30 protein-coding genes are annotated in these 25,725 nt (G+C 56.4%); 10 read left to right on the top strand and 20 right to left on the bottom strand.

The window, feature by feature from the left end; translation table 11 throughout:
• Window positions 1-78: 78 nt before the first annotated feature.
• From P8T57_RS14355 to P8T57_RS14335, 5 genes are all read right to left on the bottom strand, one after another.
• Window positions 79-540: a pyridoxamine 5'-phosphate oxidase family protein gene (locus P8T57_RS14355; protein ID WP_341363493.1), complete on the bottom strand. Its 462-nt coding sequence runs from the start codon at window positions 538-540 to the stop codon at window positions 79-81.
• 114 nt (window positions 541-654) lie between these two features.
• A complete protein-coding gene (locus tag P8T57_RS14350; RefSeq protein ID WP_341363492.1) occupies window positions 655-849 on the bottom strand; it encodes a hypothetical protein in 195 nt (64 codons plus the stop codon).
• Window positions 830-1,414, bottom strand: coding sequence for a hypothetical protein (locus P8T57_RS14345; protein ID WP_341363491.1), 585 nt, complete (start codon window positions 1,412-1,414; stop codon window positions 830-832). The genes P8T57_RS14350 and P8T57_RS14345 overlap by 20 nt, the downstream gene beginning before the upstream one ends.
• Window positions 1,408-2,292, bottom strand: a complete 885-nt coding sequence (locus P8T57_RS14340) for a TIGR01459 family HAD-type hydrolase (RefSeq protein ID WP_037991905.1) — start codon at window positions 2,290-2,292, stop codon at window positions 1,408-1,410. The genes P8T57_RS14345 and P8T57_RS14340 overlap by 7 nt, the downstream gene beginning before the upstream one ends.
• Before the next feature lie 146 nt (window positions 2,293-2,438).
• Window positions 2,439-3,674 carry a quinone-dependent dihydroorotate dehydrogenase gene (locus tag P8T57_RS14335; RefSeq protein WP_341363490.1) on the bottom strand — a complete coding sequence of 412 codons (1,236 nt, stop codon included), beginning with the start codon at window positions 3,672-3,674 and terminating at the stop codon, window positions 2,439-2,441.
• Between the two features lie 255 nt (window positions 3,675-3,929).
• Between P8T57_RS14335 and P8T57_RS14330 the strand changes: the two genes are divergently transcribed.
• Window positions 3,930-4,163: a helix-turn-helix domain-containing protein gene (locus P8T57_RS14330; RefSeq protein ID WP_341363489.1), complete on the top strand. Its 234-nt coding sequence runs from the start codon at window positions 3,930-3,932 to the stop codon at window positions 4,161-4,163.
• Window positions 4,147-5,496 carry a HipA domain-containing protein gene (locus P8T57_RS14325; RefSeq protein ID WP_341363488.1) on the top strand — a complete coding sequence of 450 codons (1,350 nt, stop codon included), beginning with the start codon at window positions 4,147-4,149 and terminating at the stop codon, window positions 5,494-5,496. Before P8T57_RS14330 ends, P8T57_RS14325 begins: the two co-directional genes overlap by 17 nt.
• Here P8T57_RS14325 and P8T57_RS14320 read toward each other — a convergent pair.
• On the bottom strand, window positions 5,493-5,876 hold the full coding sequence (locus P8T57_RS14320) for a helix-turn-helix domain-containing protein (RefSeq protein WP_341363487.1): 384 nt from the start codon (window positions 5,874-5,876) through the stop codon (window positions 5,493-5,495). The two genes, P8T57_RS14325 and P8T57_RS14320, sit on opposite strands and share 4 nt — an antisense overlap.
• 156 nt (window positions 5,877-6,032) lie before the next feature.
• Here P8T57_RS14320 and P8T57_RS14315 point away from each other — a divergent pair, with 156 nt between their 5' ends.
• Together P8T57_RS14315 and P8T57_RS14310 are read left to right on the top strand one after the other, a co-directional pair.
• Window positions 6,033-7,145 (top strand): NADH:flavin oxidoreductase, encoded by a 1,113-nt coding sequence (locus tag P8T57_RS14315; protein ID WP_341363486.1) that lies wholly within the window; start codon window positions 6,033-6,035, stop codon window positions 7,143-7,145.
• A gap of 110 nt (window positions 7,146-7,255) precedes the next feature.
• On the top strand, window positions 7,256-7,492 hold the full coding sequence (locus P8T57_RS14310; protein WP_341363485.1) for a DUF1413 domain-containing protein: 237 nt from the start codon (window positions 7,256-7,258) through the stop codon (window positions 7,490-7,492).
• Here P8T57_RS14310 and P8T57_RS14305 read toward each other — a convergent pair whose 3' ends face one another.
• A complete protein-coding gene (locus P8T57_RS14305; RefSeq protein WP_037991899.1) occupies window positions 7,493-7,852 on the bottom strand; it encodes a DUF952 domain-containing protein in 360 nt (119 codons plus the stop codon). It lies immediately after the preceding gene.
• A 238-nt stretch (window positions 7,853-8,090) separates the two neighbouring features.
• Between P8T57_RS14305 and P8T57_RS14300 the strand changes: the two genes are divergently transcribed.
• Window positions 8,091-8,405, top strand: coding sequence for a hypothetical protein (locus P8T57_RS14300; RefSeq protein ID WP_341363484.1), 315 nt, complete (start codon window positions 8,091-8,093; stop codon window positions 8,403-8,405).
• Window positions 8,406-8,419: 14 nt separating this feature from the next.
• Here P8T57_RS14300 and P8T57_RS14295 read toward each other — a convergent pair whose 3' ends face one another.
• Complete coding sequence (locus P8T57_RS14295; RefSeq protein ID WP_341363483.1) at window positions 8,420-9,016, bottom strand: exopolysaccharide biosynthesis protein; 597 nt, start codon at window positions 9,014-9,016, stop codon at window positions 8,420-8,422.
• A 226-nt stretch (window positions 9,017-9,242) separates the two neighbouring features.
• On the opposite strand from P8T57_RS14295, the gene P8T57_RS14290 reads away from it, so the two are divergent.
• Together P8T57_RS14290 and P8T57_RS14285 are read left to right on the top strand one after the other, a co-directional pair.
• A complete protein-coding gene (locus P8T57_RS14290) occupies window positions 9,243-11,573 on the top strand; it encodes an NACHT domain-containing protein (protein ID WP_341363482.1) in 2,331 nt (776 codons plus the stop codon).
• Window positions 11,574-12,192: 619 nt separating this feature from the next.
• Entirely contained in the window at window positions 12,193-13,209 is a 1,017-nt protein-coding gene (locus P8T57_RS14285; RefSeq protein ID WP_341363481.1) for a PHB depolymerase family esterase, read from the top strand.
• Between the two features lie 39 nt (window positions 13,210-13,248).
• Here the strand turns inward: P8T57_RS14285 and P8T57_RS14280 are convergent, their stop codons facing one another.
• Entirely contained in the window at window positions 13,249-13,740 is a 492-nt protein-coding gene (locus P8T57_RS14280; RefSeq protein WP_341363480.1) for an NUDIX hydrolase, read from the bottom strand.
• A gap of 138 nt (window positions 13,741-13,878) precedes the next feature.
• Window positions 13,879-14,379: a 3TM-type holin gene (locus P8T57_RS14275; protein WP_341363479.1), complete on the bottom strand. Its 501-nt coding sequence runs from the start codon at window positions 14,377-14,379 to the stop codon at window positions 13,879-13,881.
• A 146-nt stretch (window positions 14,380-14,525) separates the two neighbouring features.
• Here P8T57_RS14275 and P8T57_RS14270 point away from each other — a divergent pair, with 146 nt between their 5' ends.
• Entirely contained in the window at window positions 14,526-15,122 is a 597-nt protein-coding gene (locus P8T57_RS14270; protein ID WP_341363478.1) for a papain-like cysteine protease family protein, read from the top strand.
• Between the two features lie 15 nt (window positions 15,123-15,137).
• On the opposite strand, the gene P8T57_RS14265 is transcribed toward P8T57_RS14270, so the two are convergent.
• From P8T57_RS14265 to terL, 4 genes are all read right to left on the bottom strand, one after another.
• The gene (locus P8T57_RS14265) at window positions 15,138-15,593 is read right to left on the bottom strand and encodes a cell wall hydrolase (RefSeq protein WP_341363477.1); all 456 of its coding nucleotides are present in this window, start codon (window positions 15,591-15,593) and stop codon (window positions 15,138-15,140) included.
• Between the two features lie 32 nt (window positions 15,594-15,625).
• Window positions 15,626-15,919 carry a hypothetical protein gene (locus P8T57_RS14260; RefSeq protein ID WP_341363476.1) on the bottom strand — a complete coding sequence of 98 codons (294 nt, stop codon included), beginning with the start codon at window positions 15,917-15,919 and terminating at the stop codon, window positions 15,626-15,628.
• An 840-nt stretch (window positions 15,920-16,759) separates the two neighbouring features.
• Window positions 16,760-17,071 carry a hypothetical protein gene (locus P8T57_RS14255; protein WP_063093571.1) on the bottom strand — a complete coding sequence of 104 codons (312 nt, stop codon included), beginning with the start codon at window positions 17,069-17,071 and terminating at the stop codon, window positions 16,760-16,762.
• Between the two features lie 276 nt (window positions 17,072-17,347).
• Window positions 17,348-18,895 (bottom strand): phage terminase large subunit, encoded by a 1,548-nt coding sequence (terL, locus tag P8T57_RS14250; RefSeq protein WP_341363475.1) that lies wholly within the window; start codon window positions 18,893-18,895, stop codon window positions 17,348-17,350.
• 341 nt (window positions 18,896-19,236) lie between these two features.
• On the opposite strand from terL, the gene P8T57_RS14245 reads away from it, so the two are divergent.
• Window positions 19,237-19,527: a GIY-YIG nuclease family protein gene (locus P8T57_RS14245; RefSeq protein ID WP_071240243.1), complete on the top strand. Its 291-nt coding sequence runs from the start codon at window positions 19,237-19,239 to the stop codon at window positions 19,525-19,527.
• A gap of 295 nt (window positions 19,528-19,822) precedes the next feature.
• Here the strand turns inward: P8T57_RS14245 and P8T57_RS14240 are convergent, their stop codons facing one another.
• Window positions 19,823-20,443 (bottom strand): TetR/AcrR family transcriptional regulator, encoded by a 621-nt coding sequence (locus P8T57_RS14240; protein ID WP_341363474.1) that lies wholly within the window; start codon window positions 20,441-20,443, stop codon window positions 19,823-19,825.
• Between the two features lie 185 nt (window positions 20,444-20,628).
• Here P8T57_RS14240 and P8T57_RS14235 point away from each other — a divergent pair, with 185 nt between their 5' ends.
• Entirely contained in the window at window positions 20,629-21,609 is a 981-nt protein-coding gene (locus P8T57_RS14235) for a chlorophyllase (RefSeq protein ID WP_341363473.1), read from the top strand.
• Window positions 21,610-21,782: 173 nt separating this feature from the next.
• On the opposite strand, the gene P8T57_RS14230 is transcribed toward P8T57_RS14235, so the two are convergent.
• The 5 genes from P8T57_RS14230 to P8T57_RS14210 form a co-directional block, all read right to left on the bottom strand.
• Window positions 21,783-22,469 (bottom strand): RES family NAD+ phosphorylase, encoded by a 687-nt coding sequence (locus P8T57_RS14230; protein ID WP_341363472.1) that lies wholly within the window; start codon window positions 22,467-22,469, stop codon window positions 21,783-21,785.
• Window positions 22,466-22,879: an MbcA/ParS/Xre antitoxin family protein gene (locus P8T57_RS14225; protein ID WP_341363471.1), complete on the bottom strand. Its 414-nt coding sequence runs from the start codon at window positions 22,877-22,879 to the stop codon at window positions 22,466-22,468. The genes P8T57_RS14230 and P8T57_RS14225 overlap by 4 nt, the downstream gene beginning before the upstream one ends.
• 236 nt (window positions 22,880-23,115) lie before the next feature.
• Window positions 23,116-24,090: a hypothetical protein gene (locus tag P8T57_RS14220; RefSeq protein WP_341363470.1), complete on the bottom strand. Its 975-nt coding sequence runs from the start codon at window positions 24,088-24,090 to the stop codon at window positions 23,116-23,118.
• A gap of 105 nt (window positions 24,091-24,195) precedes the next feature.
• Window positions 24,196-24,501, bottom strand: coding sequence for a hypothetical protein (locus P8T57_RS14215; RefSeq protein ID WP_341363469.1), 306 nt, complete (start codon window positions 24,499-24,501; stop codon window positions 24,196-24,198).
• Between the two features lie 44 nt (window positions 24,502-24,545).
• Window positions 24,546-25,658, bottom strand: a complete 1,113-nt coding sequence (locus P8T57_RS14210; protein WP_341363468.1) for a hypothetical protein — start codon at window positions 25,656-25,658, stop codon at window positions 24,546-24,548.
• Between the last annotated feature and the right edge of the window lie 67 nt (window positions 25,659-25,725).

The raw sequence follows: 25,725 nt of genomic DNA, 5'->3' as shown, positions 1-25,725 counted from the left end.
TCCTCCAAACCGTCATTCCCGCGAACGCGGGAATCCAGTCAGCGGAGCCGCATCCTCAAACGCCAAAGGACAAAGGGCCTAATCCACCGGCCTCACCCCATAAGTCGCCATCGCCCCTGCCCGCATGTCGGCCTCGTTAACATCGGCCTTGAACCGATAGCTCGGCGCGATAATTTCCCGCGCCTGAACGATTGCCACATCAATCACCATGCCGACCTTGAACGCATCCCCTGCCATACCTTGCAGGATCACCTGCCGCTCGGCAAAACCATCATCCCCGTTTTTCAAAAGCACCGCCCGCCCGTAAAGCTGCCAGCCCTTCTGCGAAAACACATCAACGAAACTGACGCAGACACGCGGATCATGGCGGATATTCTTGACCGATTGCGGTGATGCGATATTGGCGATGATGATGCGATCCTCGCCATAACAGGCAAAGATTTCCTTCGGGCTGACCGACGGCCCGTCTTCGGACACGCTCGCCAGCCAGCACAAAACCGACCGATTGGCATAGTCGCGAATGTCATCTGTCAGAAGCATGGTTTTTCCGGTTTGTTGGCACCGCAATCACTCTGCCACCGCAAACCCGAAACCACAAAAACAAAACCCGCCTTCCAACGGGAAAGGCGGGTGCAAAACGACGGTTACAACCGATCAGTAATTGGCTTTAAAAGGCAGCTCACGCCCGTCCCTTGCAGCAAGCTCGGCAATATTGCGCAACAGATTACGCTTGCTTTGAGTGCGCCGACGACCGGAATTTGGTTGCACGTCACCCTTGCCAGACAGGCCCAATTCGGCCCGTTTCTGGCTAATGCGTGCTGCCAATTCTTCAATCGTGATTTCGCGCATTCACGTGTTTTTCCAGAAAATTCAAATCGAAATCGCCTGAAGTTTCCTCGACGATACGTTTATCAAGATAAGGTTTATCAAGCTCAAACGCAAGCTGGTACAGGCGTACAGCCTGATCAAGCATATCTGCACCATAGTGCGGCGGGCTATTGTATTGCCCCATACGATCAGCAATCAAATCTTCGATACAGATCACCGAAACACTATGATCCGCATCAAGCCGAAGCAGATAGACACGATCATAACTCCCGCGCCCATCCATGAGGTTGCTATCAACAACCTCGACACCGACTTTCAGCTTTGGGTGCTGAAACCCGCGGGAAAATGATCCCGGCCCGACACTGCGTTCAAAGCCGACTGCCTCAAGGGCATCCTCGAACACCTGCTGCCAGGGTGTCACGATATCAAGATCACCGGAAACAAGCTCGCCAAGTGTCGCCAGCTCAACAGCCGCACCACCGACAAGCACGGGCCGGTTATGACCATGTTGCTCCACAACATCCGACGCCTCGGACAGCAGCCGCAAAGCTTCGACAAGTTCAGGCCTGTAAAAGGCGTCTACCAACAGAAATCCCCAACCGCATAGGTAATGCTGCGCCCGGTCGCGTTCAGCAGCGCGTCAAGCCTGCCCTTTTCCGGCAATGTCCCGCGCGGCGCACCAAGTTCCTCGGCATGGATGCCGCCGGTCACCAGCGCCACATCAAGCCCGGCATTGTTCGATCCGGCAACGTCGGTCGAAAGGCTGTCGCCGACGACCAGAAGCTTCGCATCCGGCCCCTTGTCAAACAGTTGCAGGCAGAAATCATAGGCACTCGCCAGCGGCTTGCCTTCCCAGCGGACATTACCGCCAAGCACTTCGTACCGTGCGGCAATCGCACCGGCACAGATGATGCGATCCCCGCCGCGGATCACTTCGCGGTCCGGGTTCGGGCACAGCATCGGAAGGTCGCGCGCCTTGGCGGCATGCAGCAGATCCTCATAAACCGAAACCGCGTCATAATCGTCATTCGGCCCCGTCACCAGAAGCCAGTCGGCATCCGCGACATCCTTCACAATCTCGATATCCTGCCCCTCAAACATCGACATATCGCGTACCGGGCCGACACTCATGACCTTGCGGCCAAGCTTGGCGTACCACGGATCGGTCCGTGCGAGAAGCTGGCTATAGGCGATTTCACCCGATGCGACCGCCGGGCCATAAAGGTCGCGCGCGATACCCATATCTTCCATCCGTGCCACCACGACGCTTGACCGGCGCGGCGCGTTCGACAGAAGGGCGACCGGCACACCGGCATTTTGAAGGGCGCGCATCGCCGGGATGGAGCTTGGATAGGGTGTCACCCCGTCATGCACCACGCCCCAAAGATCAAGGATCACCGCATCGTACTGTTCGATCACTTCCGACAGGCCGTTGATCATCTGATAGCTGGTGCCAACCGTCATTCACGCATTCCACTTCATGTTAAAATCGTCATCGCACATGCGGCAAGATGGATTCCCGTGCTTGCGGGAATGACGGGGAGCGGGAAACGAACGCTCAGCCCCAAAACCGTCACTCCCGCGAACGCGGGAGTCCATGGTGCCACAAATCAATCTGTCGCCGAACCGCCCTTCGGCGCAGCCTTGCTTTTCGCCGCCGGTTTCTTGGTCGCTGGCTTCTTGGCGGTCGCCGGTTTGGCCTCATCTGCCTTGGCGGGTTCCGCCTTCGCCTTCACCGCCGCCTTAGCCGCGCGTGCCTCATCCACCGGGGCGCTGCGCCCGGAAATTTCCGGATAAGCCGCACCAACCGCATCCGCGACCGAGGCAAAACCATCCTTGCGCAACCGCCGTGCAAGGTCTTCCTTGATCTCGGTCACAAGCTCCAGCCCGTGATAGACAAGGGCGGAATAAAGCTGCACCAGCGACGCCCCATTAAGGATCTTCTCATAGGCATCCTTGCCCGATGCAATCCCGCCGACCCCGATCAACGGAATTTTGCCTTCGGTCAGGCGGTAAAAATCGGCCAGAACCTTGGTGGACGGCTCCATCAAAGGCGGGCCGGAAAGACCGCCCTTTTCATCCTGATCATAGGAATTAAGCCCGACCGGCCGATCAATCGTCGTGTTCGATACGATCATCCCATCAAGCCGGAGATTTAACGCGACCGCGGCAATATCGGCCTTGTCTTCCTCGGTCAGGTCGGGTGCCACCTTAAGCAGCACCGGCACGCCCTTGGCATGAATGTCGCGCGCCGAAAGAACCGACGTCAGAAGCTTTTCAAGCGGCCCGCGCCCCTGAAGTGCGCGCAGACCCGGCGTATTGGGCGAGGATACATTGACCACCAGATAATCGGCATAGGGACCAAGGGCCGCAACGCCCTTCACATAATCCGCCGCCGCATCTTCGGAATATTTGTTTTTGCCAAGGTTGGCACCCAGAATGCCCTTGCGCGCGCGCTTGCGCAGGCGTTCGGCAACAACGGCGGCACCCTCGTTATTAAAGCCCATGCGGTTGATCACCGCCCGGTCGGAATAAAGCCGGAAAAGCCGGGGCTTGGGATTACCCGGTTGCGGTTCGGGGGTCACCGATCCGATTTCAACAAAGCCGAACCCGTGGCGAAGCGCCTGATTGGGGACCTCGGCATTTTTGTCGAAGCCTGCGGCAAGCCCGACCGGATTGGCAAATTTGCGCCCGAAAACCTCGGTCTCAAGGATCGGCGTGGCATCCAGCGCATCATCATCGCGCGGCACCAGATTGTTTTTCAGCGCGCAAATCGCAAGACCATGCGCGGTCTCCGCATCGATCCAGCGCACAACCGGCAAAACCAGTGACTTGTACCACCCCACGCGACCTGCTCCGTGCTTGTAAATACCTGCCCTGTTCTTACGCTGTGTAAGGGAACGGGGCAAGGATCAATGCCCTGAAGGCCCGCGCGACAGACACCCCGACACGATCCGCATCCAATACCATATGTCAGATATATCTTACATTTATGGAAAAAATGCCAAAGACAACGGATTTGTCAGTTATTTCTGACATTCATTGACTTTCTTGTCATTTTCGGCATAATGTCAAATATTCCTGACATTTCTGATACTGACATGACAACACTCATCAAAGACACCCACGATCTTGCCACGGCGATCCGAACCCGCCGCAAGCAGTTGAAAATAACGCAAACCTATCTTGCATCCATGATGGGCGTCTCGCGGCAACTGATTGGCGAGCTGGAAAAAGGCACACCCGGCGTCAATATCGGTCTGGCACTGGATGTCTGCCGGGAACTTGGCCTGAAACTGGGATATGAAGAGGATCGTTATGGCACGAATACTTAATGTATATCTTGAGGGCTTTGATGATCCTATCGGCCACCTTATCCGCGCTGACGACAAGTCTCTCGGCTTTTCCTACAGCAATGACGCGCACCTTTCTAACATCCAGCTATCAATCTCCATGCCTCTTGAGCAGGAGTCCTTCGAAGATCACATCACGCGCGGCTTCTTTGCCAACCTGTTGCAGGAAAACAACGCGCTTGAGCAGGTCATGGCAAAGCACCGCATCGACCGGGACGACATCGCCGGATTGCTCTATCACGTCGGCCGCGACTGCCCCGGTGCCATATCCTGTGTGCCATCGGGTGAAAAACCGTCAAAAATGCCCGGCAACATGGCCGATGATTATGACGCGATTTCAAATGACGATCTTGGCGACATATTGATCAGCCTGCGCGACCGGCGTCGCCTGCCCGATGGCAAAAACGATCCCTCGCCCCTTGCCGGGGTACAGGGGAAAATTGCCGTTACCCGGCTTGAAGACGGTCAATTCGCCCTGCCAAAACCGGGCTCGGGCGCGCCAACGACCCATATCCTCAAAGTCCCGTCGCAGGGTAACGAGGCCCTTGTTGCCCAGGAAGCCGCCCTGATGGCACTGGCGGCCAGGGTCCTGCCGCTGCCGGTGGCACATGTGGGGGCAATCGAAATTGCAGGCTGCGAAGCCCTGCTGATCGAACGGTTTGACCGCAAAATCGAAGATGGAAACATCTATCGCATTCATCAGGAAGATTTCTGTCAGGCGCTATCGCTTGCGCCCAGTCTGAAATATGAACGCAACGGCACGGGGGAAAACAAATTCTCGGCCACGGGCGTGGCGCGCGTTCTTGATGAAACCGAAGTCCCGCTAATCGCGCGGCAGCATTTTATGACCCTGTCGATATTCAATCTGGTGGTCGGCAATACCGACAATCACGCCAAAAATCACGCGATCCTCTATCCGGCCTTGGGCCACAAACCAATCCTTGCCCCGGCCTATGATATCATCCCGGTTGTTCTGGACCGGTCCGTCACCCACGATTTTTCATTCAATATCGGTCAGGCCGAAAGAATGGCCGATTTGACCGCACCGGATATCGCCGCCTGCATTTCCGCCATCGGCCTTGCCCGCACCATGCGCACCGCAAAATCCCGTGACCGCTATTTCGACGAACTGGGCGGCCTTCTTCAGACCGTCGAAGACAATCTGGATATGATGGAAGGCCCAAGCCTCAAGGCCTGCCGCGATATGATTTCGCAAAATATCACCACTGTCGCGGAAACTCTCGACGTCCCCGTCAAACAGCAATCGCGCGACAGCTTCGTCGCCCAAGGCGGCGGTTGGGGCATGGGTTCCTAAACCCGCTCCTCCATCCGCGCATCAAACGCCGCCCGCGCCTTTTCGACCGCGTCGTAGTTATCGCGCGTCCACAGATAAAGCGCCTTGAACGGCCCGACCAGCGACCGGCCAAGATCGGTGATTTCATATTCCACCGCGATCGGCGATGTCGCAATCACGTGGCGCGCGACAATGCCGTTGCGTTCAAGCTTGCGCAGCGTCTGCGTCAATGCCTTCTGCGTAATGCCCTCAAGCCCGCGCCTGATCGCGTTAAACCGCAATGGTCCTTCCGCCAGAACAGCCAGGATCATCATCGACCATTTATCGGCAATCTGGTCAAAAAGCTCCCGGCTTGGACAGTTCGAGCGGAACATCTCGACCGAACATTCTTTCATTTCCATGGCATTTCCATCTCATTCCCATCTCATTTCATCCGGCCCGACGCCATGCAGGTTTCCTCAAGTATACCTGGTATATTCCGGGTGCCCGATTGACAGCAGGTATCTTCCATATATCTAGTATCCACCATACACCCAATTCCAATCGGAGAATACCCGATGTCCAAGACCGACATTCTGTTTCAGCCCTTCAAGCTGAAAACCCTTGAGCTTCCCAACCGCATCGTCATGGCCCCGATGACCCGTTCCAAGGCACCAGACGGCATTCCGGGTGCCGCCAATGCGCAATATTACCGCAAGCGCGCCGAAGGCGGTGTCGGCCTGATCCTGTCGGAGGGCACGGTGATCAACCGCCCGTCATCGCGCAATGAACCGGGCATTCCGTTCTTCCACGGGGCCGCTGCGCTAAAGGGCTGGAAGGCCGTGGTGGATGCGGTTCATGAAGCGGGCGGCAAAATGGGGCCGCAGCTTTGGCATACCGGTTCAACCCGTTCCTTCACCGGATGGGAGCCTGAAAACCCGGTCGAAAGCCCGTCTGGCCTGCTTGCCCCCAACGAGCCGCGCGGCAACACCATGACCGATGCCGACATTGCCGACACCATCGCCGCCTACGCCCAGGCCGCCCTTGATGCCAAAAATGCCGGTTTCGATACCTTTGAAATTCACGGCGCGCACGGCTACCTGATCGATCAGTTCTTCTGGTCGGGCACCAATCTGCGCACCGATCGCTTTGGCGGCAAAACCATCGCCGAAAGATCAACCTTCGCGGTCGAAGTCGTGCGTGCCGTGCGCGCCGCCGTCGGCCCGGATTTCCCGATCATCATGCGCGTCAGCCAATGGAAACAGCAGGACCTGACCGTCCGTCTTGCCCCCACTCCCGATGAAATGACCGCATGGCTGGGCCCGCTGGTCGATGCCGGGGTTGATATCCTCCATTGCTCGCAACGCCGTTTCTGGGAACCGGAATTCCCCGAACTGGACGGCGAAAAGGGCCTGAACTGTGCCGGGTGGGCCAAAAAACTGACCGGGGCAGCCACCATCAGTGTTGGCTCCGTCGGGCTTTCAGGCGACATCCTGACCGCTTTCGCGGGCGAAGGCTCCAAGACCACCAGCCTCGATGCCCTGATCGAACGCATGGAACGCAACGAGTTCGATCTGATCGCGGTCGGCCGTGCGCTAATCACCGATGCGGCATGGACCGCCAAGGTCCGCGACAATCAAACCGATGCCCTGCTCGGCTTTGATCCGGCAACGCTGGGCGAACTGGTCTGATCCTGCCGATCTCAAAGGCAAAAGGGCGGTGCCATCCCGGCATCGCCCTTTCTTTATGCCCACCTGAAAACTACCTGAAGGACAGCCGCCCGCAAAAAAAGGAGGCCATCATGGCTCCCCTCATGGATGCCAACGAAATCACCCGCCTGCAAAACCGCATCGCCGCCCGTGCGCCCGGCACATTTCACTTCCCGGAAATCTACGGCCCCGGCTGGGACACGCTTTATATCGGCGACAAGGTCAGGATCGGGCGGGAATTTCTCAATGCGGTCCGGGCCGGTAAATTCCCCACGGTCGAGGATACCGGCCAAAAGCACGGCGGCGGGCGCATCTATCGCCGGGTATGATTACCCTCTGCGCATATGGTCGGGGCGCAGATCCTCTGGCAGGATGTGAACCTCGTTATCATCAAGCTTAAGGTCATCAACGCGTGCGACATGCTCGACCGAAAGCTGGTCATAAAGATGTGGAAACAGCGTGCCGCCGCGCGCCGGTTCCCATTTCAGCTTGTCATCGACCGCCGCGACCGGCACATGCAAAAGCCGCAGGCCCCCGCGTTTCGGGTAATGCAGCGCAAGGGTTTCTGCCAGCGTATCAATCGTCGAAAAATGGATAAAACCGTCCGCAATATCATGCGGCGCACCGGCATAATGCCCGGTCGCAAGCGCTTCCGCCCACTCGTCCGAGCCCAATACGCGGTAAATCATGGTATGTGATGAATTTGTCATCCGGGGGAAATAAGGTCGCCTGGCCCGTTCGGCAAGCAGGCGAAATGCCAAAGCACAAAAAAACCGGTTTTGGGCTTTTTCTCTCTTGCGTCTCGCGCGAAAAACCTATACCGATGAGGAAATATAAGATACTTATGTATAGTTAAATTATACCAGTTAAAATCATCCGGCAAAATCAGAAGACCAGACCACCAAACCGGACACGAGCACGCAGAACATGACGACCAGAAAGGCCCGACGCGCCCCTGTAGACCTTCCCGACACCACCCGCCAATGGGTTTCAAATGATCAGGCCCCGAAACCGGCCGCCTTCCGTCGCGGCTCGCCGGGCCACGTTACAGAGAACCAGCGTCGCCCGGCGACAGAGATCATCGACATTCACAAGGATTTCCGCGCTTTCAGCGGTCCGAATCTGCCCAACATCTGGCCCAACGCTCACCTGCCCCGACTTGTCGCCCGCCTGATTGCGGCCATCGGCACCGCCTGCGTCCTGTTTTATCTTTATAGCGAACTGGCCCGGATCGCATCCTGATCCGCCTCATCACCTCACACCGCCGCCAGCAGCACCCAAACCAGTCCCGCCATTGATGTCAGCGAAATCAATATCGCGGCCAGCATCAGCGCCCCGTCGCGCACAAGGATCGCAAGCCCGAAGGCGGCAATCGCACTCATCGGCGCCATCCCGGCAAACGGCACCATTTCAAAAAACGGCACCAATGCCGCCAGCAGCACACAGACAAGGGCCGCCACCCGCACCCCATGCCGCCCGGTCAATCCCGGCAACCGCCCGTAAAACCAGCGATCAAGCTTCTCGGCGACCGGTTCGATCCGCGCCATCGCATCGGCGACCCTGGCCCCGTCAAACGACCGGCGGCCCAGAATATCGGGCAACCATAAATGCGACCGCCCCAGAACGATCTGAATGGCAAAGACGGCCACAATCACCGCAAGGATCGCCGGCACCATCGGAATCCCCGATAGGGGTGTGACCCCGATCAGGCCCGGCACGAACAGAAACGGCCCGTAACTCCGCCGCCCCAGCACGGCCACCATATCCTCAACCGAAACCGCGCGCCGCCCCGCTGCCCGATCCCGGATCCGCGCCACAATCCCGCCCACGGAACCCGGTTCTGCCCCTGCCATGCCAATCCTCGCTGCCTGTTTGCAAAATCACGTTGTCCCTGCAACGCGGGGTCGGCGGGTTTGTTTCACATGACAATAGAGGGCATACGAAAGGGAAAAAGGGGCCTTGGATTCAGGAAAAGCTGCTAGCGGTATTCGCTTAAGAGAGAATTTCATAAAAAAATGTTTACAACAGAAAAATCTTAAGTGAACATAAAGCAACCTAAACTAGAAAAAAGAAGATGCAATGCGCCGTTCCCCTGTTGACCCCAAAGATTTTGAAATTGAAGTAAGAAATATTGCTCGGGAAATATGGGATTCACAAGGGTATGATGGATCAATCACTCTTGGAGGGAGAGAAAGGGATTCAATATTTATAACTGAGGAAGTTGTACATTATATTGAAATAACAACATCTAAATCAGAGAAGAAGGCGAAAGACGATCTAAAGAAGATTTCTGATTTCATGCCCGTGTTAAATCAGAAATTTCCTGGAAAAATAGCAAAGGGATGGTGGATAACACTACATGAGCCAACAGGAGAGCAAGGAGCACATATTTCTCTATATGATGGAAAAATATTCCATCAAACTTATCACCAGTTTCTAGCAAAATTAATAGATAGCAGAAAGTATTTATCTCTGCGTGAGAAATGTCCATTTGGCAGTGCTAGAAATATCCAAGATGGTGACTTTGACATACCGAGCGATGAATATGTGCCATCGATGCTTGTTGATCAAAACAATGGCGAGACAATTGGTTATTTAAAATTCAGAGATTCTTTTACCAAACGCTCCAATAAATCTCTAATTACAGGGGAGTTTGGCGTTGGGAAGAGTATGTTTGCGCGAGAATTGTTCTTCGAATTGGCATCAGCGCACAAAAGTGGTCGAGATAACGCATTTCCAATTTACATAAACTTGCGCGATCATGGAGAGCAAAAGGATCCCGATGAATGCTTATTGAGGCATGGTAAAAGCATAGGCATGCCAAACCCCGATCACCTAGTCCGCGCTTGGAGGGCGGGTTATACTTATTTAATCTTGGATGGCTTTGACGAACTTACGCCTGCTTTAGCAACTCGCAGTACACGCAGAGCAAAAGATGTAAGACGCTCCGCTGTTGAGCTTGTTCGGCGCTTTGTTGACCAAACTCCAAAAGATAGTTCTGTGATGATTTTAGGTCGATCTAATTTTTTCGACCATAACGAAGATATCTCAAACACTTTAGGCCTCAAAAAAAATTGGGATAACTTCGTGATACCTGACTTTAACGAGATACAGACCAGAAAGTATCTTGAGAAGAAAGGACATAAAGATACACTCCCTTCCTGGCTACCTAAAAGACCACTATTAATTGGTTATTTGGTTTCTAGCGGACTTTTTGACGATAAAAACAATTCTGATGCAAAACTTGAGAATGATAGAATTGCAGGGTGGAATGAACTTCTAAATAAAGTTTGTGAGCGAGAAGTTTCACAGGTTTATCTGGCTTTAGACGCCCAAGAACTCCGGGAGATATATGGACGGATTGGGACAAAGTCCCGCAAAAAATCCCACCAACTGGGCCCAATATCACTCGTTGAATGTAAAGATGCATTTACAGAAGTGATGGAAGTCGAGCCGGAGGGCAGATCCTTGATCGCTCTGATGCGCTTACCCGGCTTGGTAGGAATGGACATAAAAAGCGCTGATGACGATGCAATCTCAGGCACCCACCCTGGCTCGCGATGGTTCGTTGATGAAAGCTTCCAGAATGCAGTTGCAAGCCTTGACGTGTACAAGGCAATCGAACGCGTTCACGACTTTGACCACACAATATTTAAGAGTGTGAATCACCCATTGAACGATTTGGGAATTGAGGCGGTAATTAGCAACTTCGCCAACCATGATCATGCAGTAGGTGTAATCACTAACGCTATCGAAGCCGCTGCATCAATGGATGCGAGCAACCCAGTTCTATTAGATTTTATTTATTCCCTTAAATCACTAAACCGAAAATGCATGATTCCAAGATCTAAAATATCGAATATTCAGTTAAAAGACCTCGTAATAGATGAAGACAACATAATTGACATGAAATATTTAACTTTTGAAAACTGCTACATTGAAAATCTGAAGATTTGGGATGATGACCTATCAAAGATTCCCAACATAAGCGGATGTTTAATTGAGAGCGTTGAATCTCACCTAAGCGAGCAATCAATATCTTCACTACTAATTGACAACAACTCACTTTTTGACAGTTTCAGTCAAAAAATATATACCTATGAAGAATTCAAATCGACCTGTAAAGATGATCGATTAATTGCATTATGTTCAGTTTTGGAAAGAGTATTTATTCAATCAAGAAAAGGCAGACTTGACTCCGCTTTAAGGAGGGGATTAACTCCACGACAAATGAATTATATTGACGATGTAATCGAGATTGCACGCAAGGAAGGTTACATCGAAAAGGTACGCAGAAGGGGAGAGATAATCTGGGACCCGAACCTGTCTTTAACAAACATTGTGAAATCTATACTTAAGTCCCCTGAGAACTCTAAAACACAGGTAGTGAAACGGTGCCTGGAACTTTAAGATAGACTCATAATCTCTTATCCGCACGCCGCTTCACCACACTCCCCCAAAACACCGAGCAATACTCGCCAAATCGGGCAGGGATTGACCAACCCCACAATAATCGCCGGAGCCCGCAACGGCATGAGGATGATGGCGCATGCAATCCATCCATGGTCATGATCAGATCACGGCCACCGCATAGCCAAAGCTTGATCGCAAGCGCCGCTCAAACGCATCCTCGCTTTGCCCCTCCGCCCGGATGGTGCGGTTGGCGACTAATCCACATTGGTTCACCCAACCCCGGAAAGGGGTAATCTTGCCGTTACGGGTAGCTATTGCCCCCTCTCCGACAAGACAGGAATGCAATGAACCGGATCATATATATTGTCGGCCTCGTGGTTATCGTCTTGTTCATCCTGGGCTATTTCGGCCTGCGCTGACGGGCAAATCGCGCCGCGACGGCCCGGTCGTGACTCTCGTTAAAACCAGCGGCAAGACCGCCGGAACGGGAGGTTGCAGGGATGCCCAATCATCTTCGGGGCAGGAAAAGACGCGCTTTGCCACATTCTGGCGCGTTCTGCCGCTGGCGGCCAGATGCCGCCTCTATCGGAAACCGCCATTATCGGGAACAGCCGGAATGAACAGTCTGATAACCGCGATTGCCAACCTGATGAACCCGTTTGCCTATATCATAGAAGACGAACCCGCCCCCGATCGCCTGTCGAACCTCGGCACATTCGGCACCAATCCCGGATCGTTGCGCGCTCTGACCTACATCCCCAAGGATCTGCCCGCGGGCGCACCGCTGGTCATTGTGCTGCATGGCTGCAAACAGACCGCAGAGCATTACGATAACGGCTCCGGCTGGTCGGACCTTGCCGACCGGCACGGATTTGCCCTGCTGTATCCGGAACAGCACTGCCTGAACAACCTGTTGCTCGGCTTTAACTGGTTCCGCCCGCGCGACAATACCCGCGGCTCCGGCGAACCCCTGTCGATCATGCATATGGTAACGCAGGTCGCCCGCGATCATGCCATCAACCGCGGGCGCATATTCATCACCGGTTTGTCCGCGGGGGGTGCCATGACCTCGGTGATGCTGGCGACCTACCCGGAACTGTTTGCCGGCGGGGCGATCATCGCGGGCCTGCCATATGGCTGCGCGGATACCACGCAGGCGGCATTTCGCAGCATGCAGGGGCGCTTCGCCGGTCGAACACCACGGCAGCTTGCCTTAAGGCTGCGCAATGCCTCGGGTCATAATGGCCCCTGGCCAAAGATTTCAATCTGGCATGGCGGCAATGACGGCACCGTCCATCCGTCGAATGCCTCGGCAATCCTCAAACAATGGCTTAAACTTCACAAACTGCCCCCTGCCCCCAGCTCCATTCATATCGTCGATGGATATCCCCGGCGGGTCTGGAAAAGTGCCGATGGACATGCCGTACTGGAAGAATTCCGCATCACCGGGATGGGCCACGGCACCCCGCTCAAAACCGGCGGCCCCAACGGCTGCGGCGAAAGCGGGGATTATATGCTGGAAGTCAACATTTCCTCGACACGCCATATCGCGGCTTTCTGGGGGTTGACGCAGCCCGGCCCGGCCGGTCGCCCGCAAAAGGCCCGCCGCCAGGTTGCTGACGCGCCCGCGTGAAGATGGGCCCGGGTCAGGGGGCCAGGTCAGGGGGTCGCGTCAGCGGGGGACCGTGTCAGGATACTGCAAATCAGGATGCCCCTTCGCCAGAACATCCGCCGCCTTCCGCGCCACCCACGCCACATCCGCACTCAATTCAACGCCGCTTTCCTCAAGACCGGCAACCGGGAACCATCGCGCTTCCAGTGCATCATCCCCCGCAACCGGCTCCCCACCATTCCAGCGGCACAGCATCGCAATCAGGATGAAATGGCGTTTAACCTGCCCGTCCTCATCGCGATCAAAGGCATCAAGGGCCGTCAAAACACCAACGGCTTCCGCCGAAATGCCGGTTTCCTCGTGAAGTTCGCGTAATGCGGCCTGTGCAAGGGTTTCCCCGGCATCAATCTTGCCGCCGGGATATCCCCACATGCCCTGATCGGGCGGATTGGCGCGGCGCACCAGCAAAATCTGCTGATCGCGCACGACAACCGCAATTGTCGCCGCAATCGGCCGTGATGGTATATGCAATGACGACGTTTGATCAGACATGGCGGCCTCGTCTGCGCAGGCCAGCAGAATCTCAAGCCCCCTGTTAGCCCCCTGGGTGGTGTTTTCGATCATATCAGCCACACCACCCGAGACAACCCGCAATCACCGCCGCAAACAGGCCACCACCCCGTCACCCCGTCACGCGCCCCCCTCTCCGATCTTCTTATCCGCACTCCGCTTCACCACACTGACCCCAAGAACGCCCAGCGCAATGCCCCAGATCGGGCTGGTATTGACCAATGCCGCGATAATCGCCGGGGCCTGAAGCGGCGTTAAGATGATGGCGGCCGCAATTGACCCCATGGTCATGATCCAGGTGAGTGCCACCGCATAGCCAAAGCTCGGCCGCCAGCGGCGCACAAACGCATCCTCGCTTTGCACCTCGGCCCGGATGGTGCGGTTGACGGTTGCCAAAACGCTCCGGTCCCGCGAAAGCTCGATTTCCGCCATGCGTTCGGAATGGCGGTTGGCCTCGGTGATCTGGGCGGGCGTGACATCGCCCTTGGTCACCGCATCCCCCACCTGTTTAAGCCCCTCGGCCGCGGTTTTCGCGACTGGATGATCAATGGTTTCAAGCCCCGCCCCGACCGCCTTCATCAAAAGCGGCAGGCCGATCTGTGCCAGTAATGCTGGTATCACGTGATACCTCCTTCCTTTTAAAAATGCCGGTTTCCTCGCCCCGCCAACACAACCCTGAATGAATTGACGCGAAAATAAAAAACCAATAGATTTATTTTTCAAATCTAATGTTCGCGTTTTAATGCAGGGGATATCAGGGGGCCACCATGAAAAGATTTCTTGCCGCAATGCTATTGTTTCTGGGGATGGATCAGGCCACCGCGCAGCAGCTCCCGCCGCCGATTGACCTTGGCATCGTCAATATCCCGCAACAGACACAGGTCTGGTGCTGGGTCGCCGTAGTCGAACAGATCGCCCATTGGAAAAGCCAGACAAACCCGAATTCATCCCCGCATCAGTGTGAGCTTGTCTCCGCCGCAAACGGCATGCCGCAGCCCCTATGTTGCAATGCTGCCGCGGTGAACACCAATCCGATGCTGGCACAGCAATGCATCCGCACCGGGCAGGACCCGGAAATCATGCAATTGCTAAGCCTGGTCAGCAACAATGCCGCAGGTTACGGCATGCCCGCCCATCCGATGGTGCTTTACAACACCCTGGCATCGGGTCGCGCCATCATCCTCAAACTGCAAAACACCCCCTATTCCGGGCATGTTGTGGTTCTGCGCGGCATGGCATGGGTGCAAACCCCGATGGGGCCGACAGCAGTGCTTTATATCAATGATCCGCTGTCCTATTTCACCCAGCCCGTCCCGTTCCAGAACATCGCCCATATGTGGTCCGGGGCCTTTATCGCCAATTGAGATGGGGCTTTACGTTCACCCTATGTTTTTGAAAAACAGATGCCCGCCAATCTCCGCCACCGGCACCTGCCCGCGCGCCCAATAGGGATCAACCGCATGGGTGTGATAATGCGTTGCCCCCATCGTCATGTCGGCAATCTCCCCGGCCAATGCCCGTGTCGCCACCCGTTTGCACAGCCGGTATGCCGGGTCGCGCGCGCTGAGTTTAAGCAACTTTGCCCGGTTCGGATCATTGGCGTTCCAGCACGAAAACTGCCCCGGTTTCAGGCACACCTGCGAAACCGTGCTGCCCCACCAATACCGCCCGCGCGCTTTGGCAAATGCCACCCGATTGAGGATCACGCAGGCCACCGCCTCGATCCCCGGCAAACCCTCGCCGCGCGCCTCGCCATAAAGCGTCCTTGCCAGCACCTCGGCGACCGGCAATTCCTGCGGGTCGCTAACGGTTTCCATCATCAGAACATCATTCATCGCTGTTTCCTTTCTCGGGTTCAAAACCGGCCTCACGCCGCCGGTACATTGTGATCAAGCTTCGCCTCGATGCGCAGCAGATGCGCGGTCAGGCGTTTTTCAATATCTTTAAGGTACGGGATCGAAACGTAGTTTCGCGCCACATCGAGCTTGAAGTTGGCCAAGCCATCGCGAAGCGCGATCATCTCCGCGTCATGACCCTCACGCTGGCTTTCCAGCCGCGCCGAAAGCTCGCTCCGCATCCGCCAGTTCAGCCAGAAAAGCCCCGCCACCGCCGGAATTTCCACCGCCGTAATCCACCAGATCAGATCAACCGGTCCACTCATCACATCCTCCTTGTAACTAAAGATTGCAAAACGAAAATTAGTACCACCTAATGATAAGATGATATGTGAGGAGCTCATGGAGGAACAAATGCGACACACAACCGCTTGCGAAGCCCTTCAAGCTCAAAAATGCATTGAAATTAGGTACGACGGCTATTCTAGAACTGTTGAAGTTCATGCATGTGGGCTCACCTCAGACGGCCATGCTGTCATGAGGGTATGGCAAGTGCGTGGAGGGAGCGTTCACAATGAAAGAACTGGGTGGAAGCTACTCAGACTTGATGAAACAACTGGATTGGCCATCTTGGATGAGCTTTCCCACGCCCCTCGCCCAGGCTACAAGAGAGGCGATAAGGCGATGCATCGTATTTTTTGTCAGATTTAGCGCTCCACAGTCACACTCCCCCAACGGAAGAGCTGGCTCGTTGTAAATTGAGCAATCTGACCAATGACTTGATTCCATTAAACAATTCCTCTCAAACAATACAATCAGCTGCACCATGGACTCCCGCCTGCGCGGGAGTGACGAAATAGGTGAGCATCGCCCCTCAACCTCCGTCATTCCCGCGCAGGCGGGAATCCAGTCCTTCGTGCCACATCCCCGGCATCATCCTCCCGCCGGCCACCGAACAAAAAAGACCCGCAAACCGAAAGGCTTGCGGGTCAGTCAAGGAGGTCACTCATCAAAACCAGACAAGATAGGATCAGCCGTCGTCTCAATCGTCCCGATTGTCTTCGTCTCAGTCATCCGTCAATGGTCACCAGCCGGGTCCGCAAGCACCCACCGGGAGGATAGGGTCGGTTGCGGGGCTGGTGTCTCGGTCCGGGGCGCGCCGAAAATCAGGCGTGCGGCCCGTTAAGCTTTACCTCAAGCTCCTGCCACGCCTCGCCCGATGCCACAAGGCAGCTTGCCCCGTTGGGCGAGGTAAACAGGATGGTCCATGTCTTGCCATCAGGCGCTTTTAACACCTCGATCACGCCGCCATTGGCGGTCACGCCAACCGCGACCGGTTCCTCGGAATATTTCGCGCTCAGGCTGTTGATCACCTTGGTGCGGTCGCCGCAAACCGGCGATACGGTCTGCGCCGTAACCGGACTGGCAAGGGTGATGCCACCGGCCATTACGGCAATCAGGCTTACAGTTTTCCACATGGTCAGGCCCTCCTTTAAGGGACAGGCAGTGCGGTGCGCCCGGGATGAACGGCAGGGGCGTCTTGTGTTCCGGCACTGCTAAATTGACCAACGCCGCGCCTTGCGGCAACAAACCCGTATCGGCTCAAAGGCTGTGAACCATTCCTTAGTATAGTTAATTTTCGCAATTACTATTCAACCATATAGTTAAGGTAATCACGAATATTGAATTTTCCATGAATTTCTCGATTTTGTGATCGACGGATTGCATAAGCATTTGTGAATTCACGAAACTTTTTAGGGCTGAAACCCGTTTCGCGCCGAAAAAGCCGCCCCGGCAGGCCGCCAGTCGCCCCCGGACAGGGCTTTTTCCACCCGCGGCAGGCGCACCGGCTCGTGGATCAGGCACCCCGCCACCGCATCCAGCCCGTCATCATGCTGGCCTGCTTTGCCCTTCCCGCGCCCCCGTCCCTCGCCGGGTCGCCATTCGCGCATTTCACGGATGAACGGCGTTTGCCAGATACGCGCATGCGCATGCAGCAACCCCGCACTCAACACCGCCCCAAATGCATCCTCGATCCGCGCGTCCTTGTTTTTCGCCTCGTGATGCTCCACCACACTTGCCGCCCAGTCGGCCTGCTTCAAGGCGCGACGCAGGATATTGGGCAAAAACCGCCCAACGCCATTGGTCTCGACCCGCACCGACGGCAAATGGTTCTGCCGGATGAATGCTGCTGCCTTGGCACAAATCTGGCTGGCTTCATCGGCCTCAAGCAGGCGCGTCGGATCAAATGTCAACCACGCCATATCATGCAGCCAGTATTCCCCGCGCTCGCAGACATAAACGCACGCAATCACCGCGCCATCGCCCTCATTTGCGCCCCCGCTGGCGCCAAAACTCGGATCAAAATGGCATGCGCCCGCCACCATCCGCCGCCCCGCAATCGACAGCCGAAGCGCCCCGTTGGCCTGCGCAATCACCGCATCATCGCCATAACGGTGCAACCGGGCCGGGTCGAGGATGCCGTCACCGGGGGCCAGCATCTCCAGCATCATCTGGCTGGCAAATTTCCGCTCCCCGGTATGGGCGCGGATTTCCTCGATCCTCGCAACCGAAAACCGCTCTGGCCAGTTCGATTGTCCCTGATCATCAAGGATCGCCAGGCAGAACCGCTCAAACCCCGCCAGAAACGGGGCGGCCTCCCCGGTTTCGGCCCGGATTTCGTCGGCATAGATCGAATAATAGCTGTGCGGGGTGCCGACATAAATCTGCGTGCCATCGGGCGACAGGACATAGGCAATTTCGCCCAGCTTCTCGCGCAATTCGGCGCGTTTATGGGCGCTATCGCTGTTTTTGGGCACCTCGACATCATCGCAAATCACCACATCGGCCCGCGATCCGGTGATATTGCCGCCAATACCGGCCGCCTGCATCGACGGATCACGCAACACGCCCGGTCGTTCAACCGTAAAACGCTGCGTGCCCCAATCGACCCGCTTTTCGGGCAACAGCCCCGCCAGCAACGGATGGCGTTCGATCACACGCTTGACATTGCGCACCATCTTTTTCGCCAGTCCCAGATCGGCCGCCAGCACCAGAATGCGCAAATCCGCATCGCGATACAAAAGCCACGCGCAAAACAGCCCAACCAGTGTTGACTTGCCCGAATTACGAAACGCCATCAGCAAAAGCTGCCCCTTCCCCGCCTGCCAGCACGCCTCAAGCCACGCCGCCATATCGCGATGATGCCCCGGCATCCCAAGCCCCATCATCGCATTCCAGATCCAGACAAACTCGCCAAACCCGGCACACCTCGCCCGCACCCGATCAATCACCTGCGCCATGCCCGATCCCCTCACCATCCAACCCGCTGCACCCTGGACTCCCGCTTTCGCGGGAGTGACGAATGTGTCGAAAGCCCATCCCCAAAGCCGTCATTCCCGCGCACGCGGGAATCCAGACCTTGCGGGCCACGTCCTCTACCCCAACCACCGAACCCTCCGCACCATGGACTCCCGCTTTCGCGGGAGTGACGAATGTGCAGAAAGCCCATCCCCAAAGCCGTCATTCCCGCGAACGCGGGAATCCAGTCTTTCGTGCCGCATCCTCAAACCCGGCAACCAGAACCACCCATCGGCATCACCAAAAACTCCGCCATCCGGCCAAATCCTGCTATCCTTCCACGATGAAACAGCCCTGCGTCTATATCCTTGCCAGCAACTGCAACGGCACGCTTTACATCGGCGTTACCGCCGATCTGCGCGCCCGCATCTGGCAACATCGCACAGCCACGGATAAGGGCTTCACCCAACGTTACGATGTCGGGCAACTCGTGCATTTTGAACTGCATGACAGCATGGAAAACGCCATCCTGCGCGAAAAGCGCCTTAAAAAATGGCGCCGCGCCTGGAAGCTCGACCTGATCGAAAAACACAATCCCGACTGGAACGACCTGTTCGACAGCCTGAACGCATAAGCGTCGATAAACTCTCTTCCGTCATTCTCGCGAACGCGGGAATCCAGTCCTTCGTGCCACAGCCTCAAAACCTTCCACCGGACCCGCAAGCCCGATGGACTCCCGCCTGCGCGGGAGTGACAAACGGGTGGAAATCGTATCTCAATAAACCGTCATTCCCGCGAAGGCGGGAATCCAGTCCTTCGCGCCGCAGCCTCAAAACCTTCCACCGGACCAGCAGCCCGATGGACTCCCGCCTGCGCGGGAGTGACGACAGAGTGGAAAAAACCTTCGCGCAAAACCGAAGGCCTCCGCCCTACCGCTCCGCCTTCACCGCGCCAAACCGCAACCCGTCGACCAGAAGCTCCACCATGCTGCGCGTATGCGCCGCCCCGGCTTCATCGCCAACACCTGCGACCGAAAGGTTGCCGATCGCGCGCAGCAGGTCATAGGCAGCAATATCGCGACGTACCTCGCCCGCCGTGGCGGCTCCCTCCAGAAGCGATGTCAGAACCGGCTCGAACTTCGCGCGAAAATAATCGGGCAGCGCATCAAACGCCGGATCACCGGAATGCAATGCCGCCGCCAGCCCCTTTTTGGTCGCGATAAAATCGGTATAGCGGTTCAGCCAGCGCACCAGCGCCTCGCCCGGCGGATAATCCGCCGCAAGTGTTTCTGCGGTCGCCGCACAGGCATCAACCTCGCGCCTGAAAACCGCCGCCACAAGGTCCGACCGGGTCGGAAAACGCCGATACAGCGTCCCCACACCAACCCCGGCCTTCGTGGCAATTTCGCGCACCGGCGCATCCACGCCCGCGGTCGCAAAAACCGCCTTGGCCGCCTCAAGCACCGCATCCTCGTTACGCTGGGCATCGGCGCGCACCCGCCGTTTCGGTGCCTTGCCTTCAAGGTCATGTTTTGTCGGGTCGTCTGTCACTCAAACCTTCCCTGCTGCCGCCGGTCCAAAGACCCCGCACGCAATCACCCTTGATATACGGAACAACGTTCCGTATATACAATTCATCAAGTGGAACAAAGTTCCGTTTAATATCGGATCAACGTTCCGTTTTTCTATATAGGCGAAGCCCCCGACCTTCGCCAAGCAAAACAAGGCACCAAGTCATGAACAATCTGCTTACCGATGCCCGCCATATCCCGACTGGTCCGTCCTTTCCGACCCTGTGCATCAATCCGGTCACCCTTCCGGCCCCGGATCGCGGGTTGCCGCTTGACCTGCGCATCACCGCGCCGCTCACCCCGCCCTCGAATGATCGGGACCTTCCGATCCTTCTGCTGTCGCACGGGCATGGTCCGTCGCTTTATATCCCGTCCAAGGATGGTTACGCGCCGCTTGCGAATTTCTATGCCGCGCACGGTTTTGTCGTGATCCAGCCGACCCATGGCAATTCCAAGGTCGCGGGCCTTCCGGCCGATGCACCGGGGGCACCGTTTTTCTGGCGCTCGCGCGTGCTGGATATGAAGCTCATCCTTGATCAGCTTGACACGATAGAGAACCAGTTTCCCGCCATCGCCGGGCGGCTCGACCGCTCCAAAATCGCTGCCATCGGCCATTCACTGGGCGGGCAGACCGTCGGCATGTTGCTTGGTGCCCGTCTGACCGACATCAACGACCCGGCCGCACAGAATGTCGATCTGATCGAACCGCGCATCAAGGCCGGTGTGCTGCTGGCCGCCCCCGGCAAGGGCGGGGATAGCCTCAGCGACTTTGCACGCGCAAACTACACATCACTCAACCCCGATTTCAGCCACCTGACGACCAGAACCCTCGTCGTTGCGGGCGATGCCGATGACAACCCGCACCTGACGACCCGTGGCCCCGCCTGGCACACCGACCCGTTCCACCACAGCCCCGGTTCTGATGCCCTGCTGACCCTGATTGGCGGCAAACACGGCCTTGGCGGCATTGCCGGCTATGACGCAAAAGAAACCGACGACGAAGACCCCGACCGCCTTGCCATCACCCAACGCATGACGCTGGCCTACCTCAAATCCGCGCTTGATCCGGCTGATACGTCATGGGCGGACGCCGGCAAAGCCCTTGCCGATCACGCCCCGTCACATGCCCATGTCACACTCAAATAACGCCTGATACCGGCTGGCTGCATCATGAAACGGTGCAGCCACCGCGCCCGCCGCCCCATGGACTCCCGCCTGCGCGGGAGTGACGAGGGAGGTAAATGTCACCTTATCTTCCGTCATTCCCGCGAACGCGGGAATCCAGTCCTCCGTGCCGCACCCTCACAACCACCCGGTTGTCACAAAACCCGCCAAGTCTCCCCACTGGCAAGGTTACGAACATAATCGACCGCCTCCCCGTTCCAGTGATAGGAAAAATGATCGCCCTGCACGGGGATCGGCACCACATCAGGCCAGAACGCTGCAATGCAATGCCCGCCGTCAAACCGCACACTCGGCCAGTAAATCCCGTCCGATCCCGCTGCCCTGCGCTCTGCACCAAATTTCTGCGACGCCGTATAATCATCGGGGTCCAGCAAATCCGCCCGATGGCTCACGTCATCAAACACATGATCAATCCTGCCGACCAGTTCGCGAAACTGCGATGTCCAGCCCGGTTCCTCATCGGTCGCCCGCATCATGCGTGCATGGTGATGCACGGTTTCGGCAATCGCCACAGACCGGCAATCCCCCGCATAATAAAGCCCGTATGTGCCATCGGAAAACCGGCCGGGGCGATAGGGCGAACAATGGACAAACGGCGCCATCACATAACTCGCCCCCGGCCCCGATACCCGGCGTTCGACCGGCACCTTCGCCAGATTGCCAATGCTGTCACGAATACGCGGGTTCATCTTGGCCTCGGCCGATGCCAGCGCCTCCCAATCGGCGGGATCGGCGATATCTTCAAACAGGTCAATCGGCGGATAGATCGACCGGATGATCCGCACGCATTGCGGCCACGCAACATGCCTGCTCCTGCTCACCAGCCACCACGCTCCGCATCAAGGTAACTTCGGATATCGGCAATATCCATGATCTCGCCGCGCAACATGATCTCAAGCGCAGATTGCCCGCCAAACGCCGCATTGGGCTTGCGGATCCACGCATAACCGCGTGCCGGTTCACGAAACAGGTACCGCAATCCTTTGTGAATCCCGATCAGCATCGCCATGCGCGTACGCAAATCACGATCAATCCGCCCGATATCCTTCTTCTTCCACCGCGCCCATGTGCGCGCGGGCATATCGCCCAGCAAAACGCGCGCTTCCTGATCGCTCAGATCCCAGACATCAAACAGATTGACCGTGGCCCGCGCCAATGCCGCCGCCTCATCCCCGGTAATCGCCGTCGCATCCGGTCGCGCCCCGGTAGGCTCCACAATCGCGAATTCCATCACATACCCCCATTTGGCATCAATATAGCATTTTTATGCCAAATGGCAAACAACCGGATCGCAAAACCAGCAACCGCGCCCACAGCCCCATGGACTCCCGCCTGCGCGGCAGTGACGAAAGGATGGAAAGACCTTACCCCCAAAAAACCCGTCATTCCCGCGAACGCGGGAATCCAGTCAGCCGTGCCGCTACACGCAGAACTCTCCGCACGGCCCAAAGCTGAAGCCTCACGTCGCTAAAAGACGATCTGGCCTAACTTTAAAAACATGCCCCTCTCTTTTTCTAGGGCACCGTACTTTCCATCATTTTGAATGAAGAAGCTAAAATTCACTTCATCGGGTAACAAAGCGCCTTGGGCTAGAACTTCACTCCTAACCCCACCGGGGGCATTGAACCAACGAGAAAAGAAATTCGCTAGATCGCGCCTAATTGTGGCCGTCCAGCGGCCACTGTGCCAAGAAGTTCCGGCGGTAGAGAGCCCACCGCTACCAACATATACCGATCCATCAATTACAACAGGCGATACTACTCCTGCTTGCCTTAATGCTACATGCCGCTCAGCAAATTCAGCATCATCATCTGCATTTTCTCCCCCTGCCTCTATGCCTTCCAAACGCCAAATTAAATCATAATCTGGCCAACTCTTCAGAATTGCACGAAACAGTTCTTTTCGCGCCCATACGTGCTCTTCATTATGAGGTCGTATGTCGATAAGAAACGCGTGATTCGCTCGAAAAATAGCAAAAAGAATGTAGTCTGACCTTGCGACGAAACCATCGTCTTCAACGCAAGATGACAGATGCAGGTGATGTATCCCCCAATCATTCAACATCAAATCAAGGTCACGACGTTTCCGAAGATTCTTCGCAATACCTTTGGTTCTATCATAGCCATATCGAACACTTCGGCTCAGAAATGGCTGCAAACTTATCCCCTTCTCTATTGCAGAGCGTATCTCCCCATACTCTCTTCCATACTTGGAAAGTAACGGGTTCATTAAAAGAGATTGGGACAAATGAACATGCCTGGGAACAGAGGGGACAATTCTGGCAAACCAGTTCAGATATGTGTGCAACAAATCATTGCCCGTCATTCCCTCAAGGTCTCTTAAGACAGCGGTCTTATTGCGATCATAAGGCAAATTCTCCAATACAAATTCTCGGACAATATTTTCGGTGACGACCAATAAATCCGAGTTCATTTCAGACATAACGCCCCCAAAACACTACTCACACGAGAGTAACAGTAATATAAGAACGCTATAATTTAAAAGTACAGCCTCGGTATTCACTAAGACACGAACAAATGTTCTCTCTCAACTCCCCGCCAACGCCCCCCGCGCTTCCGCAATCAGCTTCCTGATCTCCGCCTCCTCCATCGCGGGCGACTTTGCTTTGTCACTCTCCGCCGCATCCGGGCCGGACGCCCAGCGCAGCAGCTTGATCAGGCCCTCTAGATGCGAAAGCCCCGCCTTGCACGCCGTCTGATGCGCAGCAAAGCTTTTGGCATCCATCTTGAGGGCGGCCGCCTGCGCCATCCGGCGATAGGCATTGCGCGCCCGGCTGATATCACCGGGCAGGCTTTGCAAAAGTTCTGCCCGCACCGTATCAAGTTCCTCCATCCTGTCCTCCGTTTCCTCTGTTTCGTTTGGGGGCTTCCATGGGGTTAATTTTCGGGATTTGCCGAAAGCGCGATCAACCGATCATCCCCCAACCGTTCCGGCCAGTAGGAAACCCCGCGCAAATGCCCGTTCAAGGCCCCGCTTTGCCCGGCATAACTCCCCACCCGGATCGTGTTGAGACTGCGCGGCATGGCAAAGCCACCCGGCGATTTCAAAATCGCGCCCGCTTTCGCCACCGCAACCCCGTCATCCGCCCACGCCAGCACGATCCGCGTGCGCGTTCCCGGCACAAGCCCGCCATAAAGCGACTGGCTGATGATCGGCACGCCCCCCTTGCGCAATGAAATCCGCAACTGATCCGCCGCACTGTCATAGCCAAGATCAAGATGATCATCGTTCAAATTCCCCGAATGCATCTGCACGATCCGCCAAATCCCATCCCAGGCCGCTGGCAATTCCAGATCAAAAACAAACGTGCCCCGCCCGGTTGCGCCCCGGAACCAGTCCCCCGCATCAAGCATCACATCATCCATCGCCCGTGCGGCGGGAATGCCATTGCTGACCATGTCACTTGTCAAAACCGGCCCGGCCTCAAGCTGCGCATTCCAGATCAGGATCGATGCCGGATTGCCCGAAATCGCGGTGCTGATTTTCGGATAGCGGCTGGTGCCCGATGCAACCTCGGCAAAGCCCACCCGTTGCCAGCTTTCAGCAAGGCTCACCGCATGGTTTGACGCCCCATCCACCCCGCCCAGCGTAATCTCCGCCGTGCCCGAAACCGCCCGCGCCCAGACGCCAAGGCTGTAAATCCCCTCAACGACCAGGTCATCTACCCTCTGAAAAAGCCCACCCGCCCCACCCGGAAGGTCAAGCTGTGTGGCCGTCATACTCCCATCCGGGGCCGCAACCCCGGACGTCGCCACAACCACCCCCGCATCCTTTTCCCAAAGCGGATTGGAAAAACTGGCGGAATAGCGCAGCAGATTGCTTGCCGCCCCCTCGATCAAAAGCCCCTTCGCCCGGCCCAGCGCATCATGATCATGGCCCGGCATATCCACGCCAATTTCGGCCAAAATCCCGTCCGCCCCGCGCACGATCTTGGGGCTGGCGCGCCCCACGCGCAGACAGCTTTCCAATGGCGCATATCGCATGCCCATTTTGCATTCTCCGTCTTCAAATGATGAAATGTCGTCAGGATCAACGAGCCTGTCGCCAGATGGAAAG

The sequence above is a fragment of the Thalassospira sp. SN3W genome (genome assembly GCF_038070535.1).
Classification (GTDB): domain Bacteria; phylum Pseudomonadota; class Alphaproteobacteria; order Rhodospirillales; family Thalassospiraceae; genus Thalassospira; species Thalassospira xiamenensis.
Note: the sequence above shows the minus strand (reverse complement) of the source record. Positions and strands in the feature narration are given on the sequence as shown.

Coding starts and splice junctions, on each gene's coding strand:
- P8T57_RS14355 (WP_341363493.1), bottom strand. CDS start 540: ATGCTTCTGACAGATGACATTCGCGACTATGCCAATCGGTCGGTTTTG.
- P8T57_RS14350 (WP_341363492.1), bottom strand. CDS start 849: ATGCGCGAAATCACGATTGAAGAATTGGCAGCACGCATTAGCCAGAAA.
- P8T57_RS14340 (WP_037991905.1), bottom strand. CDS start 2,292: ATGACGGTTGGCACCAGCTATCAGATGATCAACGGCCTGTCGGAAGTG.
- P8T57_RS14330 (WP_341363489.1), top strand. CDS start 3,930: ATGACAACACTCATCAAAGACACCCACGATCTTGCCACGGCGATCCGA.
- P8T57_RS14325 (WP_341363488.1), top strand. CDS start 4,147: ATGGCACGAATACTTAATGTATATCTTGAGGGCTTTGATGATCCTATC.
- P8T57_RS14320 (WP_341363487.1), bottom strand. CDS start 5,876: ATGGAAATGAAAGAATGTTCGGTCGAGATGTTCCGCTCGAACTGTCCA.
- P8T57_RS14315 (WP_341363486.1), top strand. CDS start 6,033: ATGTCCAAGACCGACATTCTGTTTCAGCCCTTCAAGCTGAAAACCCTT.
- P8T57_RS14310 (WP_341363485.1), top strand. CDS start 7,256: ATGGCTCCCCTCATGGATGCCAACGAAATCACCCGCCTGCAAAACCGC.
- P8T57_RS14305 (WP_037991899.1), bottom strand. CDS start 7,852: ATGATTTACCGCGTATTGGGCTCGGACGAGTGGGCGGAAGCGCTTGCG.
- P8T57_RS14300 (WP_341363484.1), top strand. CDS start 8,091: ATGACGACCAGAAAGGCCCGACGCGCCCCTGTAGACCTTCCCGACACC.
- P8T57_RS14295 (WP_341363483.1), bottom strand. CDS start 9,016: ATGGCAGGGGCAGAACCGGGTTCCGTGGGCGGGATTGTGGCGCGGATC.
- P8T57_RS14290 (WP_341363482.1), top strand. CDS start 9,243: ATGCGCCGTTCCCCTGTTGACCCCAAAGATTTTGAAATTGAAGTAAGA.
- P8T57_RS14285 (WP_341363481.1), top strand. CDS start 12,193: ATGAACAGTCTGATAACCGCGATTGCCAACCTGATGAACCCGTTTGCC.
- P8T57_RS14280 (WP_341363480.1), bottom strand. CDS start 13,740: ATGTCTGATCAAACGTCGTCATTGCATATACCATCACGGCCGATTGCG.
- P8T57_RS14270 (WP_341363478.1), top strand. CDS start 14,526: ATGAAAAGATTTCTTGCCGCAATGCTATTGTTTCTGGGGATGGATCAG.
- P8T57_RS14265 (WP_341363477.1), bottom strand. CDS start 15,593: ATGAATGATGTTCTGATGATGGAAACCGTTAGCGACCCGCAGGAATTG.
- P8T57_RS14260 (WP_341363476.1), bottom strand. CDS start 15,919: ATGAGTGGACCGGTTGATCTGATCTGGTGGATTACGGCGGTGGAAATT.
- P8T57_RS14255 (WP_063093571.1), bottom strand. CDS start 17,071: ATGTGGAAAACTGTAAGCCTGATTGCCGTAATGGCCGGTGGCATCACC.
- terL (WP_341363475.1), bottom strand. CDS start 18,895: ATGGCGCAGGTGATTGATCGGGTGCGGGCGAGGTGTGCCGGGTTTGGC.
- P8T57_RS14245 (WP_071240243.1), top strand. CDS start 19,237: ATGAAACAGCCCTGCGTCTATATCCTTGCCAGCAACTGCAACGGCACG.
- P8T57_RS14235 (WP_341363473.1), top strand. CDS start 20,629: ATGAACAATCTGCTTACCGATGCCCGCCATATCCCGACTGGTCCGTCC.
- P8T57_RS14225 (WP_341363471.1), bottom strand. CDS start 22,879: ATGGAATTCGCGATTGTGGAGCCTACCGGGGCGCGACCGGATGCGACG.
- P8T57_RS14220 (WP_341363470.1), bottom strand. CDS start 24,090: ATGTCTGAAATGAACTCGGATTTATTGGTCGTCACCGAAAATATTGTC.
- P8T57_RS14215 (WP_341363469.1), bottom strand. CDS start 24,501: ATGGAGGAACTTGATACGGTGCGGGCAGAACTTTTGCAAAGCCTGCCC.
- P8T57_RS14210 (WP_341363468.1), bottom strand. CDS start 25,658: ATGGGCATGCGATATGCGCCATTGGAAAGCTGTCTGCGCGTGGGGCGC.